This is a genomic window from Pimelobacter simplex (genome assembly GCF_024662235.1).
Lineage (GTDB): Bacteria > Actinomycetota > Actinomycetes > Propionibacteriales > Nocardioidaceae > Nocardioides.
In genome coordinates this window covers 2,171,259-2,186,189 of record NZ_CP096276.1, presented here as the reverse complement: position 1 = coordinate 2,186,189, position 14,931 = coordinate 2,171,259, and the positions used below count along the sequence as shown (strand labels likewise).

At 70.5% G+C, this 14,931-nt stretch carries 18 protein-coding genes and 1 tRNA gene; 7 read left to right on the top strand and 12 right to left on the bottom strand.

Going from position 1 to position 14,931, the window contains the following annotated elements; all coding sequences use genetic code 11:
• Positions 1-29: 29 nt before the first annotated feature.
• From M0M48_RS10780 to M0M48_RS10765, 4 genes are all read left to right on the top strand, one after another.
• A complete protein-coding gene (locus tag M0M48_RS10780) occupies positions 30-1,343 on the top strand; it encodes a hypothetical protein (RefSeq protein ID WP_257751140.1) in 1,314 nt (437 codons plus the stop codon).
• Between the two features lie 13 nt (positions 1,344-1,356).
• Positions 1,357-1,926, top strand: coding sequence for a hypothetical protein (locus tag M0M48_RS10775; protein WP_257751139.1), 570 nt, complete (start codon positions 1,357-1,359; stop codon positions 1,924-1,926).
• Positions 1,927-2,041: 115 nt separating this feature from the next.
• Positions 2,042-2,113, top strand: a tRNA-Val gene (locus M0M48_RS10770).
• A 204-nt stretch (positions 2,114-2,317) separates the two neighbouring features.
• A complete protein-coding gene (locus M0M48_RS10765) occupies positions 2,318-2,557 on the top strand; it encodes a helix-turn-helix domain-containing protein (RefSeq protein WP_257751138.1) in 240 nt (79 codons plus the stop codon).
• Positions 2,558-2,690: 133 nt separating this feature from the next.
• On the opposite strand, the gene M0M48_RS10760 is transcribed toward M0M48_RS10765, so the two are convergent.
• Together M0M48_RS10760 and M0M48_RS10755 are read right to left on the bottom strand one after the other, a co-directional pair.
• Positions 2,691-3,419 (bottom strand): hypothetical protein, encoded by a 729-nt coding sequence (locus M0M48_RS10760; RefSeq protein ID WP_257751137.1) that lies wholly within the window; start codon positions 3,417-3,419, stop codon positions 2,691-2,693.
• Complete coding sequence (locus tag M0M48_RS10755; RefSeq protein ID WP_257751136.1) at positions 3,416-3,571, bottom strand: hypothetical protein; 156 nt, start codon at positions 3,569-3,571, stop codon at positions 3,416-3,418. The genes M0M48_RS10760 and M0M48_RS10755 overlap by 4 nt, the downstream gene beginning before the upstream one ends.
• 44 nt (positions 3,572-3,615) lie before the next feature.
• On the opposite strand from M0M48_RS10755, the gene M0M48_RS10750 reads away from it, so the two are divergent.
• From M0M48_RS10750 to M0M48_RS10740, 3 genes are all read left to right on the top strand, one after another.
• Positions 3,616-3,912, top strand: a complete 297-nt coding sequence (locus tag M0M48_RS10750) for a hypothetical protein (RefSeq protein ID WP_257751135.1) — start codon at positions 3,616-3,618, stop codon at positions 3,910-3,912.
• Positions 3,913-4,205: 293 nt separating this feature from the next.
• The gene (locus M0M48_RS10745) at positions 4,206-4,544 is read left to right on the top strand and encodes a heavy metal-binding domain-containing protein (RefSeq protein WP_257751134.1); all 339 of its coding nucleotides are present in this window, start codon (positions 4,206-4,208) and stop codon (positions 4,542-4,544) included.
• Between the two features lie 126 nt (positions 4,545-4,670).
• Entirely contained in the window at positions 4,671-4,817 is a 147-nt protein-coding gene (locus M0M48_RS10740; protein ID WP_257751133.1) for a hypothetical protein, read from the top strand.
• A gap of 13 nt (positions 4,818-4,830) precedes the next feature.
• On the opposite strand, the gene M0M48_RS10735 is transcribed toward M0M48_RS10740, so the two are convergent.
• The 10 genes from M0M48_RS10735 to M0M48_RS10690 all read right to left on the bottom strand — a co-directional run bounded on the left by M0M48_RS10735 (position 4,831) and on the right by M0M48_RS10690 (position 14,877).
• Positions 4,831-5,019: a hypothetical protein gene (locus M0M48_RS10735; protein WP_257751132.1), complete on the bottom strand. Its 189-nt coding sequence runs from the start codon at positions 5,017-5,019 to the stop codon at positions 4,831-4,833.
• The gene (locus M0M48_RS10730) at positions 5,016-5,723 is read right to left on the bottom strand and encodes a hypothetical protein (RefSeq protein ID WP_257751131.1); all 708 of its coding nucleotides are present in this window, start codon (positions 5,721-5,723) and stop codon (positions 5,016-5,018) included. The genes M0M48_RS10735 and M0M48_RS10730 overlap by 4 nt, the downstream gene beginning before the upstream one ends.
• Positions 5,720-6,253: a M15 family metallopeptidase gene (locus tag M0M48_RS10725; protein WP_052138133.1), complete on the bottom strand. Its 534-nt coding sequence runs from the start codon at positions 6,251-6,253 to the stop codon at positions 5,720-5,722. The genes M0M48_RS10730 and M0M48_RS10725 overlap by 4 nt, the downstream gene beginning before the upstream one ends.
• Complete coding sequence (locus M0M48_RS30865; protein ID WP_308220379.1) at positions 6,250-6,873, bottom strand: hypothetical protein; 624 nt, start codon at positions 6,871-6,873, stop codon at positions 6,250-6,252. The genes M0M48_RS10725 and M0M48_RS30865 overlap by 4 nt, the downstream gene beginning before the upstream one ends.
• Positions 6,870-7,244, bottom strand: coding sequence for a hypothetical protein (locus M0M48_RS10715; protein WP_257751130.1), 375 nt, complete (start codon positions 7,242-7,244; stop codon positions 6,870-6,872). Before M0M48_RS10715 ends, M0M48_RS30865 begins: the two co-directional genes overlap by 4 nt.
• Positions 7,244-8,632 (bottom strand): hypothetical protein, encoded by a 1,389-nt coding sequence (locus tag M0M48_RS10710; protein ID WP_257751129.1) that lies wholly within the window; start codon positions 8,630-8,632, stop codon positions 7,244-7,246. Before M0M48_RS10710 ends, M0M48_RS10715 begins: the two co-directional genes overlap by 1 nt.
• The gene (locus M0M48_RS10705) at positions 8,632-10,434 is read right to left on the bottom strand and encodes a hypothetical protein (RefSeq protein WP_257751128.1); all 1,803 of its coding nucleotides are present in this window, start codon (positions 10,432-10,434) and stop codon (positions 8,632-8,634) included. The genes M0M48_RS10710 and M0M48_RS10705 overlap by 1 nt, the downstream gene beginning before the upstream one ends.
• Positions 10,434-13,790, bottom strand: a complete 3,357-nt coding sequence (locus M0M48_RS10700) for a hypothetical protein (protein WP_257759323.1) — start codon at positions 13,788-13,790, stop codon at positions 10,434-10,436. Before M0M48_RS10700 ends, M0M48_RS10705 begins: the two co-directional genes overlap by 1 nt.
• A gap of 74 nt (positions 13,791-13,864) precedes the next feature.
• Entirely contained in the window at positions 13,865-14,269 is a 405-nt protein-coding gene (locus tag M0M48_RS10695) for a hypothetical protein (protein ID WP_257751126.1), read from the bottom strand.
• Positions 14,270-14,295: 26 nt separating this feature from the next.
• Positions 14,296-14,877 (bottom strand): hypothetical protein, encoded by a 582-nt coding sequence (locus M0M48_RS10690; RefSeq protein ID WP_257751125.1) that lies wholly within the window; start codon positions 14,875-14,877, stop codon positions 14,296-14,298.
• Between the last annotated feature and the right edge of the window lie 54 nt (positions 14,878-14,931).

Here is a 14,931-nt window from a genome sequence, read left to right as displayed (position 1 = left end):
ACGACCACACACACTCGGGGGTCTGCAGGATGAGGAAGTTGCTGTTCGGAGGTGTTGCGGCCGTCGTCGCGGCGACGTTGGTGCCGGTGTCCGGTACGGCCGACGGTGCGCGCGCCGTGGAGAACGAGGCCACGGCCGACAATGTGGTGGGCACCGTGCTCACCGACATCGGGGGCGTGCTCCAGGCCGTCGCCGGTGCCGAGGTCAAGATCTGGTGGGTGCCGGATGAGCTCTCCGGCGACATCGGTGCCGACCTGCCGGTACAGAGCATCGGAACCGTGCTCACCAGCAGCGACGGGTCCTACACCCTGCCGCTGAAGTCGACGGTGCAGATGCAGCAGGCCGCGCGGGCCAACGGCGGCTACCTCAACCTGGAGATCGGGGTGGTCTCGGACCAGCTGGGCAAGCTCGAGTCCACCACGGTCGTCCGCAAGCTCAACGCGCTCGGCCAGTGGGCGCTGCCCGACCTGGGCAACGACGACACCGACATCGATGGCACCGGCGACCCGAACGACCCCGAGGGTGGGGACGACGCGCCCGACGCACTCGTGGCGCCGTCGAGCGCCGACCCCGAGGTCGAGAATCCCCAGGCGCAGCCGGACTTCGTGCTGTCCGCCGATTCGCCGGACACGCCGGACGACGCCGCGACGTCGAGCAGTCGGGCGGGCCTGGCGGCCGAGACGCCGGTGTACACGCCGTGCAGCTATGTCGTCGACGCGCGCCCGGTCCGTACGGTCAACGTGATCGAGTTCCACAACGCGAGCAACAGTGATGCCCGGTGGACCTACGGCGAGTCCGCCGACTCCGACATCGAGGGTGCGATCGACTACGCCGGTGACGGCGGCTGGTCGATCCACGGCTCCCGCCACGTCGGCAACTCCGACAGCGCCTCGGTCTACCGCTCCTACAGCGGGGGCAAGAAGGCCAACAACTTCGGCACGACGACCTTCAAGTTCATCGAGGGGCACTACAAGCCGCTCGGCCTGGGCAAGTGGTGCGAGGGCACGACGATCCCGCCGAACACGAAGACGAAGAACGCCGGAACCTGGTATGGCGGTGTCGGCTCCAACAACGGACCGGGCTCGGAGTTCATCGGCTGCCTGAAGAAGCCGCAGTCCGACCACCGCAACTCCATCGCCAAGTTCGGCGGCTTCACCCGCTCGACGAAGAGGGCCGCGAAGATCACCGGCGCAGTCAATGTCGGCCCGATCAAGGTGGGTGCGCAGAGCGGCTTCTCGGCGAACCTCGACGTGCGTTGGGACGCCCTCCGCGGGCCGATCTGGCTCTGCGGCACCAACTACGAACCGAAGACCGCGGGTGTCATCCACGCCCAGAACAAGTAGCCGGGGCCGACGCGTGGCAGGTACCCGCCTGGTCCGGTCGGTCATCGTCGCAGCGCTGTGCCTGCTCGCTCTCCTCGGCGCGTGCAGCGACAGAGCGGCGACGATGGCTGGCCCGGTCCGTTTCGATGCCCCCGACGACGTCGACCAGTGGGCGTTCATGAGGGCGGACGCCGGACGCCAGGTGGTGTTCGGCATCCTCGGCCTCACCAACCACGGCGACCGACCCGCCACCCTCGTCGGCGCCGATCTCACCGGCCCCTCCGACGAGGTCGTCGACGATGGTGCCCGGCTGACCCAGGTGCTGGTGCGCGACGTCTCCGCCGACGACGACTACGTCGCCGCGGGGCCGTGGCCCTACGAGCACTACGGCGATGACGCCGTCCCGCTCGAGGGCTACGAGCTGGCGCCCGCGGCCACCGTGGAGGTGCTCTTCGTGCTCGCCGTCGACGAGGTGGGCCACTGGTTCTGGCCGCGCACGGAGGTGCACTACACCGTCGACGGCCTCGACCTCGCCGACCGCACCTCGACCGGCTTCCTGATCTGCCCGCCCGGCGTCGACCGGTCCTGCGACCCGCCGCGCTGAAAGGCCGTCGACGATCCGCGACGACGCGCGACTGACCAGGCGAGCACCCCGGATGCGCGGCGTGCGCAAGAGATGCGTTAGAGTCTCCGACCGCGGTTCCTTCGGGTGCCGCTCCGGGCGATTGGCGCAGTGGTAGCGCGCTTCGTTCACACCGAAGAGGTCACTGGTTCGAACCCAGTATCGCCCACAGACCGGAAAACAGCCCCCGACCTGCACAGGAGCAGGATCGGGGGCTGTTGCGATTTCGGGACCGTTGCTACGAGAGTGCTATCGCGGACCGAGGCGCCTGGGAGGAGCTGCGGCCGCGGGATCAGGGACGCCGCGCGCGCACGCCCGGCGCGAAGTGGCCGCCGGCACTGCCGCTGGCGGCTGTCATCTAGGTTGTCCGCGCATGGACTTCGATTACCTCACCCCTCGACAGGCCGCCGAAGCGGTGCCACTCGGCACCGCGGACTGGTACCGCGAGCAGCTCACGAGAGGCCGGTTGTTGGGCTACCGCGTCAACGGCCGCTGGTACACCACGCGCGACGACATCGAGGACATGGTTCGTGCAGCAGTCAACCGGCCGGCACGGGCTCGCCCCCGGCGCCGCCGCGCCGCTGGCCTCGGCCCGGGCGAGGGTCTCACTTGAGCCTGGACGTCTACGACGGCGTCGTCCGCGACGACTGAGCCGAGCGCCGAGTCGGCGGCCGTGATCGATCTGAGCTTGCGGCGTGCGGCCAGGACTGGCGCTGCGGGCTGAGCGCGGCCGGAGTGAGCCATCGCTAGGCCGGCCCCAGCCGCTCGGGCTCCTCCAGGCCGCGCCGGCGCCAGTGGACGTCATTCAGCACGTAGTCGATCGTGCTGCTCGACTGAAGTTGAGAGAACCATGCCGAACGGTCGGCGGCCGGAACCTCGACGACAGGCAACTGGCCCTTCACCCTGCGGCCCTGCACGAGGTGGAGGCGATGGCCCTCCGAGCCGTTGGCCTTGACAGCGGGAATCGGCGGCCACGTCTTGGAGCCGTTGCCGTCCTCGATCTGGTCGAGGTCGAGGGTCAAGACCACCCGGTGCACTGGGATCTTCGTGTTCTCGTTCTGGATCATCAGGTGCAGGCCGGTGATCAGGGTCCCGTCGGTGCTCATGCTCGATGGCCGGAACCGGACCCTGCGGGCCTCGCGCAGCTCGAGCTCGCGGCGGTCGGCGGCGGCCATCCGCTCGCGTCGGCGCTCATCGGCACGGTCGTGTTCGTCGGACCTCCACGCGATGATCGCGAAGACGACAGCGAAGAGGCCGCCAAGAGATCCGAACCAGGTGCCGATCGCCTCGACGGCCTGCCAGTGGATTCGGCACCCGCCGGTACCGCCGGCGCAGGCCGTGGCGGCACTCCCGATCCACGCACCGAAGGTCAGGCCAGCGACGAGTCCGACCGCGACCCAGAAGATCTTGGTCCGGTGCGCTACCCAGAAGGCGAAGCGCTCGCGCGGGTCGTCGACGCTCTCGGTGTCGCTCATCGGTCGACGCGGACGCTGAGGAGCGTCTCGCCCTCGGGTATCGCGGCGTGGACTTCGGCCATGCCGGCGTCGTAGTCGTCGTTCTCGACGGTCCAGTGGAAGGGCTCTGCGTCGAGGTCGCCGGTCTTGCGGCGGGAGGCGTGGATCTGCACGGCACTAGTATCGCCGATTCGAACATGTGTTCTACTCTGCGGCCATGCGAGGCGACCAGGAGCGACCGCGGCGGTACCCGCCCACGCCCTACCCGCCACGCACCGAGGAGACCGCCCGGTACCGCGACGGCTGGGACCGCGGCTGGGAGCTCGCGATCTCGCGCACCCGCACCGTGGCGTACGACGCCGACCTCGAACCCGGCCCCTACCGCCGGGGGTTCCGCGACGGCGCGACCGCGCGCTGGGCCCGCGAGGAGAAGCTGCGGCGCCTGGACCAGAAGGCGCGAGCCCGGGAGCAGGCCGAGGCCCGCGCAGCGCTGCCCGACGAGGCGCCGTGGTGAGCGGCCAGCGGCACGTGTGGGTTAGGGAGAAGTTCGGCCCCCGCCACTTCCCCGGCCTCCTCCTCGCCTGGCGCAGCAACCAGCACCGCGAGTGGGAGGCGTTCGTGACCTGGGACAACCAGAGCACCACGGCCGGCCAACTCCAGACCGACTGGGTTCCAGCGGAACGGCTACGGCCGGCCAGCGACGGAGTGCCGCGGTTCGGCACCGGCTACGACCCACCCCGCGGCGAGGCCGAACAGGCTGCTCCGATTTCGAGCCGTCCGGATCCGCCGATTCGGTAGATTCGGTCCATGCCGACACCCGAAGAGCTAAAGCGAGCGGTCCTGGTCCTCACGACTGACAACGCCCTCGGCTACCAGGTCGAGAGCGTGTTCGGCGTCGTGCGTGGGATCGCGGCCGTCGCTGGCAAGCCCGCCGGGAACAAGACCGCAGACGCGTACGACGAGGCGCTCGAGGCCCTGCGCGAGTACGCCTACGAGGCCGGCTGCAACGCCGTCATCGGCGTGCGGCAGTCCGCATGCGGTGCGAGCGCGGGCGGCATCTTGGGCGACGCCGTCAGCCTCGTGCTGTCGGGTACCGCGGTCACGATCAGCGAGCGCCGGACGGTGGAACCGGGCGACCTCGGGTAGCGCCAGACCCAACGCCGAAAGCCGCCCGCCTCCCCAGGTTGGGGATGACGGGCGGCGGTCCGGACGGGCGTCCGGTGTTGGGCTGTTCGGGTGCGACCGGGGCTGGTGGTCGCTACGGTCCCGGTCATGACGGTGAGGATCGTGTCGGTCGTTGGGATCGGCGTCGCGGGTTGGCTACTGCTGGCGGCCTACGGGTTCGGGGCCTTCGCGCTCGCGGCCGTGGTTGCGGTGCTGGCCGGGGTCGCTGTGGCATTCACGCCGACACGCAGCTAGCAGCCCGCCCGGGTCAGGCGGTCGCGTCGGTGTTGCTGACGGCGGTGCTGAAGCCGAGGAGGCCGAGGAAGTAGCCGGCGAACTCGAGCCAGTCGCCCTCGGATGCCTTGTAGGCGGCCAGGGCGAGGGCGATCAGGGCCAGCAGGGCGTAGACGCGGCGTCGGTGCCGGGCGGGGACGATGTCGTTGAGCGGGTTGCTCACGGGTGCTCCTTCGGGGTGGGCCAGAGGGTGAGGTAGGTGGCGGGGTGGTCCCCGCCGACGTCGCGGTGGGTGAGGCCGGCGGCGGGTAGCCAGGGGCGGAGGGCGAAGCCGTCGATGCCGTGCATGTGGATCTGGCGGCGGGGCATCGCGTCCTTGATGGCAGCCTTGAGTCGGTTCCAGTCGGCGCCGATGTCGTGGACGGCGAGGCTGCGGACCAGGCGCATCCAGACCGCCCACCACGGGGACCAGTTCCGCTTCGGCGGGCCGTGGGCGGCGGCGACCTTGTGGCGCCAGCGGAAGCGGGTGCCGGGGTCGATCTTGAGGACGGCGACCACGACGTATCGGTCGTTCATCTGGCGGGCGCGGCGGCCGCGGAGCCAGGCGGTGACGCCGAGGCGGAGGTGCCAGCGCTTGATGTAGCCGCGGGAGCGGCGGATCGCGACGGCGCATCCGGCCTTGGCCCAGGTCGAGGTGTCCTGGGCGACGTCCCAGCCGGGGCCGAGGAGGTCGGCGACGTCGATGTTGGCGACCTCGCACATGGTGACGACGTCGGCGTGCTCGACGGCGGCGAGGATGATGCGCTCGGTCTTCCCGGCCGAGGCGGTGGCGCCCTGGCCGTTGACCTGGCCGCGGACCAGCGGTCGGGGCCGCGCGAGGCCGCGGAGGAAGCGTCGGCGGAGCCAGCGGCGGCGGTCGCGGCTCACGAGAGGATTACCGCGCGCTGGGAGGGGTTGGCGGCGAGGATGCGCCGGCCGCGGGGCGTCTTCATCAGGCGACGGGCCTCGCGCTCGCAGACGGTGATGTTCTGGACGATCTCGAAGTGCATCTCGTCCTTGCGGCCGTGGTAGTCGCCGCCCCAGCGGATGACGCCGCGCATCTTGCGGAGCTTCGCGTGTAGGGCATCGACGGCAGTCCGGCGGCGGAAGATGCCGGTGCGGACCTTGCCGAGCGGGTGGGCCATGGCGTTGAGGTCCATGGCTGTCGCGCTGTAGTGATTCGACGGGGTGATCGCGTTGCGGATGGCCCGGACGGCGTGGCCCCAGTCGTCGAGGACGCGACCGAAGACGGGCTCGATCTTCTCGGCGTACCAGAGCGCGAGGTAGGCGAGCAGGAAGCCGGCGGACCCGTTGCGCAAGCGCAGGGTGAAGGTGCCTGTGCGCGCGGGGATGACCCACGTGTGGAGGCGCTGGTCGCCGTACTCGAGGAGGGGCCAGCGGTTCTGCGAGGTGGTCACGGGTTGCCTCCTGGGGGCAGTTGCGCCGCGGGGGCGCAGATGAGGTTGATGGAGCCGTCAGCCCCGACGGTGAGGCCGCGGAGGTACTCGCCCTCGGGGCAGGCGTAGGTGCCGGGCTGGGCGGTGCCGGGAGTGCCAGGTGGACCGGCCGGGCCTTCGGGACCGCGATCGCCCTGGGGGCCGCGCTCGCCGGCAGGTCCGGGCGGACCGGCGCCACCGTCGGCACCGGTCGTTCCCGGGACTCCGGACGCGCCAGTCGTGCCTGCGGCGCCTTGGTCGCCCTTGGGCCCTTGGGGGCCGCGGGGCCCAGGCTCGCCCTGGGGGCCACGGAGACCGGGAAGGCCCGGCAGACCAGGCAAGCCCTGGACGGCGTCTGGGAGCGTGATCGGGGTGCAGTCAGCGGCGTTCTCGCAGCGACGCTGCAGTTCGTCGAGCGCCGCCTGCTGGGTGCCGATGACCGCGTTGGTGTCGGCGAGCTGCTCTCGGAGGTCCGCTCGGTCCTGGGTGGAGGTCTCGACGCGCTCTTGAAGGTTGTCGATCTCGTGGAGGCCGTACGCGAGGCCGACTCCGAGAGCGATGGCGGCCAGCGCAGCGGCGGCCCACCGGACGCGGCCGGTCACGATCCGCTCCGGCTGATGACGAGGTTGGCGATGAACAGCGCGATCGGGATGAGGATTGTGACGAGGATCCACTTCTGGTTCGCGATCAGCTTGTCGAGGGCGAGCTGTTGGCTCTTGTCGCCAGCCTCACGGGCGCGCTGCTCGTCGACCAGCGCCATGCGGCGGGCGTCGCGCTCGGCCGCGATGTCGTCGGCCAGGTCCTTGAGCTTGTCGTCCACCCGCCGTTGCTCGGCGTTGAACGCCTCGGTGGTGACCAGCCTGTCGAGCCGCTTGTCGAGGCGGTCGAACCCGGCCTGCTGGTTCACGTCGATCTTGTCGAGACGCTCGTCGAGGCGCTGCTGGAGCTGCCAGGGACCGGGCTCCTGGCTCATCAGCCCACCGCCGAGGTCGAGGTCATCTGGACGGCCTCCCAGGCCACCTTGACGGTGGCGGTCGCTGTGGCGCTGTTGCCGGTGTAGATGTAGACCGAGGCGCCGTTGACGGTGGCGTTGATGACGCGCGGTACGAAGGTCTGTGAGCCGCCGGGGGCGTCTTGGATGGTGGCCTGGACCTTGGGTGGCACGGTGAACCGGCCGGCCGGGAAGAGGATCGCGGTGTTCCCAACGGCGGCCGCTGAGAGGGTCACTATGGCCTCGCCGATCGCGACGGCGAAGGGCGTCATGCCGCTGCCGGCGCTGGCCCTCGTCGATGCGTCGACCGCGAGGTTTCCGACCTGCTCGAGGACGGAGTTTTCGTCGCGCGCAGCACGGCCCACCGGGTTGGCCTGGAGCTGGTCGTCGGCCCAGTCGTAGTCGGTCTCGGCGAGTACGACGTCGGTGTTCTGCGCTAGGCCGCGGGCGTCGGGTACGCCGAGGAGGCGGACGGTGTCGCCGGCCCTGACTAGGGCGAGGTCGGCGATGGCGCCGCCTGGGGTGGTGACCTGGCCGGCGGTCAGGGTCAGCCCGTTGGTCCAGCCGGAGCGGCCTTGGAGCTTGTTCCACTCGTCTTGGGCGATCGCGGTGGCCTGGGCCACGGTCTTGAGGCCGCGGTCGGTGATGTCGGCGGTCCTCTTCATCCGCGCTGGTCCGGAGGTCGGGTAGGAGACGGTGGCGCGGCGGCCGGTGGTGGCGTCGATGTAGCGGACGTAGATGCGGTCGACCCGCTCTTCAGCGGCGGAGCCGAGCACTCCTGAGCCAGGGATCACGTGCCAGGTGGGCTTGGTCTCATCGACTGGGGACATGAGGACCTGACGCTGCTCGTTGACGACCCAGCGGGTGCCGACACCGGCTTCCTGTGCGGCGGCGTCGAGGATCGAGGAGATCGACACCAGGCCGCCGGTGCCATCGGCTTGGCCGACAGCGGTGGCTCCGAGATCGCCGACGCGCGTCCAGCCTGCGAGGCCACCGTCAGCGATCGCGGCGTCGACCACGACGTTCGGGACGGTGGATGCGACGCCCAGGGAGGTGAGTCCGGGGTTGGTCTCGGCGTCGCGGCATGCCCCGATGGCGACGAACTCGCCGGCGTCCCAGTTGGGCTCTTCGAGGGACCCGGCCCAGACGCAGACAGGGCCGAGGAAGATCTCGACCGCGGCGCCGTAGACGAGGGCGGGGTGGCGCCAGTTCGGGACGATGGGGATCGTCCAAGACGCCTGCCAGGAGCCGTTGGTGCGGGTCGAGTGCTTCAGCTCGCCCCAGGTGAAGGGCACGATCGTGGACAGCCAGAACGCGGCGCCGTTGGCGGTGATGCGGACCTCGGGGCGCGTGGTGGTCCGGCGGCTCATCAGGTCCAGCTCGTCTGCACGTGGGAGTGGCCGCGGGGGTAGAACTCGATCTCGGACTGGCTGGCCACAGAGGTGGAGGTCACCGTGTAGATCTGCATCGCGCCGGGCGTGAACCGGTGGGCGCCGAACGATAGGCACTTCCAGTCGATGCAGACCGGGTTGGTGCCCTTGGTGCCGGTGCCTCCGTAGACCGATGGGCGGGCAGCGCCGAGCTCGGGGGAACGGATCTCGATCCAGGTCAGGGAGTCGGAGTCACCTAGCCAGGTGAGCACGCCGTCGTGGAGTCCGAAGAGCCATGCCTCGTCCAGGAGCAAGGAACCGGGGCCGATGCTGGTCATGTTGATGCTGATCTCGACCATCTGGTCGGCTTCGGCTCGCACGACCGGGAGCGAGAGCAGGGCGAGGTTGAAGATCCGGTAGGCGCCACCGGTGCCGGCTGGGGTAGTCGTCCCGCTGACCACCACTGAGGAACCCACTGTGGTTGCGCCGGCCGCGGACACGATGCGTGCGGACCATCCCACCACGGCGGTCGGGGTGACGTTGCCGCGTGCCATCAGCGCGTAGGTGCCCTCGGTGAGCAGTCGTGCCGGGATTCGGTACACCGTCGACGGGCTGCCTGAGAGTGACTCGCGGGCTCCCGAGACCATCGTGGCATCCGCGGTGACCGTCGGCCCAGACACGCGGTAAGGCCGCAGTGCAGGACGCCAGTCGGTGTTGCTCGAGGTGTGGACCAGGATGTCGGTGCCGAGCGCGGCCGGCGTGGGGGTGGTGGCGTCGAAGAGCCGGATCGCTGCCTGCGTCCGCGCCGAACCGCGCACCGTCACGGCCCGGGACCGCTGACGGTTGGTTCCCGCCCCGGGGATGGTGTCGGTTCGCGCGACGTGGTGGATCCGCAGTCGAGCGGTGGCCACGACGCCGCCGCTCAACAGCTCGGCGTAGAACCGCATCAGCGTCAGCGTCGCGCCCGGCTGGAAGTAGACGTCGGTCGCACCCGAGACCAGCGATGACGGCGCGGTGGCCACCAGCGCCGCACTCCCAGTGTTGGTGGTGGCGCTGAGCGCGAGTGGCAGCGTCGTGGCGGTCGCGGTGTCGACGAGCTGGGCCGTGACCCGCAGATAGGGGGTGGCTCCCATCGACACCGAGCCCGTGCGGGTCATGTCGAAGTAGCTGCGTCCGTTCTTGACCCCGGACGGCCCGGCTTCGACGTACCCGCCAGCGGTGGCCACGGTCGTGTTGAGCGCCGACCAGCCGGTGGTTGAAGTACAGGCGTCGATGTCGACGGTGGTGGGGCTCGGCGGCGGCAGAGGGATCGCTGGCACGACAACCCGGTTCGCTGTCCGCGCGAACGGAAGGCAGGTCAGGGTGAGGGTGTAGTACCGGTACTCGCGCAGCTGCTCCTCAAGGTCCCAGCCCTGGGAGTTGTCACGCTCAAGCGAGGCCGCCACGACATCGAAGACGTTGGTCGCCGATCCGGACGCAGGAGGAGTCCACAACAGCGGCGCCTTCGAGTCTGCCTGAAGCTGCGCCATCAGCACCGCCTCGGCCTCTGCCAGCGCCGGACCCGCGGTCGCCGACGGTGCCGAGATCCGCAGCCGAATCGGGCACTCGCGGTTGTCCCATCCCTCGATCACCGCGAGCGACCCGTCGGTCAGCAGCGACTTCACGACCTGCACCAGCGCCTTCGGGTTGTCGAAGTGGCTGTCCTCCGCCATCGCCTGCACCAGATACCCCGCCGCAGGAGGGGCGGTCTCGGGGTGCACGAACTCCAACGCTCCCCAGGTGATCTCGGACTGCTGGCTCATCAGGGCCTCTTCCTGTTGCGGGCCGAGTCGCCAGAACCTCGCCGGCGGGCCTGGCGGTCTTCCTTGTGCTCGGCCTTGATGGCCTTCTCGATCCCGTCGAGCTTGTTCTCGATCCGCTTCACCCGGGCATCGGCGTCGGCCTTCTCGCGGCCGTACGCCGCGTTCGCGGCCGCGGTGCCGGCGGTCGATGCGACCTTGGCGCGCTGCTCGTACCGGGTGCGGTAGCCGGTGAGCTCGGCGCGGGTGCCGGCGGCGAAGTTCGCGATGGTCTCCTCATCCGCGGTCGCGAGAAGCGCGTCGAGCGCGGGGCCGGTGAGCCCCTTGGCCCTGAGCGCGGCGATGTTGGCGTTGAGCCGGTTCCCGCGGGCCGTGTCGGCGTCGAGCTGTGCGTTGGCGTCGGCGATCGACCCGCCGCGGGTCCACACGTCGGTCTCGCCGAAGAGGTCGGAGGTGATCTTCCCGGCCACGGCGTCACGGAGCGTGCCCATCGTCGACACGATGGCGTCGCGGGCTGCCTTCTCGTCGTCGAGCGTCTTCTTCGTGGCCTTGAGGGCCCGGTTCAGGCCCTTGAGGCCCTTGCCGAAGTCGACGACCTCGATCGCGACCTGCGGGAGCAGCGACTTGTTCAGCGCCGGCGGGAACGGCGACCAGGGCGGGACGGCGGTTCCCCAGCCGCCGACCATCCCGCCGCCGGCGAACCCTGGGAGGTGGCCGTAGCGGTTGGCGAGCAGATCCCAGTCGCGCTTGACGATCTCGCGGGGAAGGACGACCTCGCCGCGGTGCACGATGCCGGCGGGCTCGTACTTCCCACCGTCGCCGGTGTAGCCGCCCGACCAGTAGGGCGTGGACGGGTCGCCGTCACGGCCGCCGCCGGCCTGCAGGGCCGCGCCGTTGAGCCGGTTGACCATGTAGTTGAGCCGGACCGTCTTGTCCTTAATGCCGGCCATCTCGGACTTGACCTGCCGCAGCAGGTCGATCGCCCGCTGACCGCCGTTGATCGTGACGTCCACAGCACGCTTCTCGGGGATCGCGAGGAGCTGGTTCGCGAGCCGTCGAGCCTGCTGGATCGGGACGCCCATCGCGGTGGCGGTCTCGATGAACGCCCGGCGGGCGCCGCGGTACTTCTGCTCGACTGCGCCCGCGGAGGCGCCGTTCTGCACCATCGCGTCGCGCTGGTTCGCCCAGGCGCCGGCGAGCTGCTCGAGCGCGGACCGGTTCTCCAGCGCGGCCTTGGTGGAGCCGTTGATCCCCGCGTTGTTGCCCTTGGCCTGCTCGGTGGCGGACTTGAGCGCCTGGCGCCACCGGGTCTCGGCGCTGAAGGCGCCCATCGCGGCCTGGGTACGGGCCTCGATCGCGGCGACGGACGCGAGCAGCTCGGACGCGGAGACGCCAGCGGCGTTCGCGGTGGCCAGCAGGTCGGCGGTGTAGCCCTGCTCGGTGAGTGCGGCCGTGGCCATCTTGTTGCGGAGGTTCTCGACGGCCTCGGCGGCCTTGTCGTAGTCCTTCTGCGCCTTCTGGGCCTCCCCGGAGGGTCCCTTGATGACGTCGGCGGTGGTGATGTCCTGCCCCTGCGCGCGGGCGAGGGCAACGCCGGTGCCGACGGTCTGCGAGCGGGAGGACTTCTCGTCGCGGAGGTACTTGTCGCGGGTCTTCTTCGCGGCCGCGAGACCGGCCTCTGCGGTCGCGAGGTCACCGAGGCTCGCGGCCGCGGTGGTGGTCTTGAGAGCTTCCTCGAATGCGCCCTTGCTGTCGCCTGCCGCCTTGGCCAGGTCGATCAGGAGCCCGATCCCGCCGCCGACCGCCGCACCCCAGGGGCCAGCGATGGTGCCCATCATGGCCAGGGAGGCGGTGTTGGCGAACTTGAACGAGTCGGCCACGCCGGTGGTAGCCAGCGCGAGTCCGCCCACGAGGGCGGTGCCCTTCCCCATCGACCGCAGGGTGCTGGAGGTGCGCTGCGCGGCAGAGGAGGTCCGCGATAGCCCAGACAGCATGACTGACTGGGCGCGCGACACCTTGCCGTACTCGCGGCTCATCGACCGCAGGTCGCCCGTGAGCACGGCAAGCCCACCGCGCGCCTGTCGTACGCCGGCGCGGGTGCCGCCAAAGATCCCGCCCGCCGCCATGGCGTCGCCCACCGCTGATGCACCGGTGAGCCGCGTCTGGAGCGCGGCGGTGACCTGCAGGGACCGGTTGTAGAGCGCGAGGGCCGCGACACCGGCCAGGATCGGTGTCCCGAGGTCGCTGTCGGCGATGGTCGAGATCGCGTCTGCGAAGGTCTCGATGATCTTCAGCGAAGGCCCGCCGAGCGGGGCGATGGCCTGGACGATCTGCACGACCGCGTTCCCCACGGCGCCGAGGGTGTCGGCGACCCGCGGGCCGTTGGTGCGGATGTAGTCGACGAACTCCTGGAATCCCTCGGTGGCTGTCAGCCCGTCGGCCCACTCCGCGAAGCTCCGCGCCGCGTCCAGCAGCCACGACGAGAACGACGCGTTGAGGGGACCGAACGCCATCCAGAGCTCGCCGAGCCCCTTGGCGACGTTGCCCAGGATCCGGCCGAGCTGGTCGAGGGACCTGGGTGCCTCACGGGCGACGAAGCTGCGGAAGTCGGCCCATCCCGGGCCGGCGAACGCCGCCGCGCCCTCCGCGACCAGGTTCCCCCCGACGCGCCCGATGGTCTCGAAGAGGTACGCCACCTGGGGAGCGATCTGCTCGAGCGAGGTCAGCGACTCGGTGAGCCCGGGGAACCAGCCTCGTGCAGCCGCATCGCGGATGTCGCCGAGGACGGGGCGGATCTCCTGGAACCGGGTGACGAACGCCTGTGCGTCGGGTCCGATCTTGGCCATCGCGACGCGGGCCTTCTCCAGGTTGTCCGCGGTCGGCTCCAGCGCGGCGGTGTTGACGGCCTTGAGGGCGTCTCCGACCCCCTGGGCTGCGACGATGAGGGACCCCAGGCCGAGGACGGCGAACCCGGCCTGGGACGCGAGGCCCGCCAGCCCGGGGATCGCGACCGCACCGATCGGCGCCAGCGAGGGGCCGAGGACTGCCACGAGGTCGGCGATGATCCGGAGCCGGCCGGTCAGCTGGTTGATGCTGGTGCCCGACCGCTGGGCCGACCGGCCGAGGCCGTCGACCTCGCCGCGGACCCGGCCGACACCGGCGCTCGCCTTGGTCGAGGTCTTCCCGAGGCCGTCGACGTCGCGCTGGGTCTTGTTGACCGACCGGGCGGACGTGACCGCCGAGCCCGACAGGGAGTTGAGGGATCGGTCGAGGGTCTCCGCCGCGGCGGCGGCCTGGAGCATCTCGCGGGTGAAGTGGTCCTCGACCTCGAGCCGCACAGCTTCCCGGCGAACAGCCACGACAGACCTCCTCGGCGGGTGGGGCGGGGATATCCGCCGAGCGGGATGGAAGAGCGGGCACCTGCGCCCGGCGATCAGCCGCCGGCGCCGGCCTCAGGCTGGCCGCCAGGAGAGGGCGGGATCGGTGACGCGTCGCGCTCGGTGGTGAACGTGTCCCACGGGGTGAGGTCCTCGCGAGCGACGCCGAAGTTGACGCCGTGGGAGTGGTGGAACGGGAACTCGGTCGTCCGCTTCGTGTTCCACGACGTGAACGTGCCGTCGTGGTACGGCGCCTTCTCATGCAGGTCGGCGTACGCGTCTTCGGCGGCCCTGACCTCCATCGAGGCGTAACAGATGCGCCGGTAGGAGTACCAGGACCGGTCCGGGTCGGAGCACTCCGCGATGGGGTTGCCGCAGTCCGGGCAGGTGGTCCTCTGGCGTTGGTTGTCGAGGATCCAGAGGTCCCGCTCCCGAGGGCCGAGCCGGTCGAACTGGGCCAACGTCAGGCCCAGCGAACGAGCAATCCTCAGGTCTCGTCGGACCTCGGCACGCTGGGCGAGAACCGCGTTGCTTTTGGGTCGTTGACACCCGCGGTGTTCAGCATGAACGCCGTCACCCACAGGGTCTCGAACTGGCCCATCGAGAGCCGCTTGATCCGACGACTCAGGCCGACAAGCTCGATGTCACCGGCCTTGAGCACAGTCCGGTGCTCGTCGTCCTCAGGGTCGACCCACATCAGGAGAGCCTTCGGGAACGTCTCGACGTTGACGCCCCACTCCTCGTCGTCGGGGTGGGTGACGTCTGCCGCCTCGTCGCCGGTCCCCTGGACCTTCCGCGCCGGATGAGCGGCGACGAGCTCACGCCAGTCCTCGTGGCCGATGGAGTCCACGATCCACTCCTCGGCGCTCTCGGCCGCGGCGTCGATGAGCTTGTCGTACGCCGCCTGCGCCGCGGTGACTTCGGCGTCGGGGTCGACGTTGTCGCCGAGCCTGCGCGGGTGTGCCTGGGCCTCCTGCGCGCGGCGCTCAGCGACGGCCACGGCCTGGCGGGCTTCGGTGAGCCGGTCGAGGTCACCGTCGGCGTAGATCGGGATGGTCTTGCGGGGCATGGTGGTGTTCCTCTCGACAGGGTTTCGACAGCGGGGTTCGACAGAGGTGACGTG

Excerpts from the sequence above, each read along its gene's own strand:
- M0M48_RS10780 (WP_257751140.1), top strand. The coding sequence starts at position 30 with ATGAGGAAGTTGCTGTTCGGAGGTGTTGCGGCCGTCGTCGCGGCGACG.
- M0M48_RS10765 (WP_257751138.1), top strand. The coding sequence starts at position 2,318 with ATGGACTTCGATTACCTCACCCCTCGACAGGCCGCCGAAGCGGTGCCA.
- M0M48_RS10760 (WP_257751137.1), bottom strand. The coding sequence starts at position 3,419 with ATGAGCGACACCGAGAGCGTCGACGACCCGCGCGAGCGCTTCGCCTTC.
- M0M48_RS10750 (WP_257751135.1), top strand. The coding sequence starts at position 3,616 with ATGCGAGGCGACCAGGAGCGACCGCGGCGGTACCCGCCCACGCCCTAC.
- M0M48_RS10745 (WP_257751134.1), top strand. The coding sequence starts at position 4,206 with ATGCCGACACCCGAAGAGCTAAAGCGAGCGGTCCTGGTCCTCACGACT.
- M0M48_RS10740 (WP_257751133.1), top strand. The coding sequence starts at position 4,671 with ATGACGGTGAGGATCGTGTCGGTCGTTGGGATCGGCGTCGCGGGTTGG.
- M0M48_RS10715 (WP_257751130.1), bottom strand. The coding sequence starts at position 7,244 with ATGAGCCAGGAGCCCGGTCCCTGGCAGCTCCAGCAGCGCCTCGACGAG.
- M0M48_RS10710 (WP_257751129.1), bottom strand. The coding sequence starts at position 8,632 with ATGAGCCGCCGGACCACCACGCGCCCCGAGGTCCGCATCACCGCCAAC.
- M0M48_RS10705 (WP_257751128.1), bottom strand. The coding sequence starts at position 10,434 with ATGAGCCAGCAGTCCGAGATCACCTGGGGAGCGTTGGAGTTCGTGCAC.
- M0M48_RS10690 (WP_257751125.1), bottom strand. The coding sequence starts at position 14,877 with ATGCCCCGCAAGACCATCCCGATCTACGCCGACGGTGACCTCGACCGG.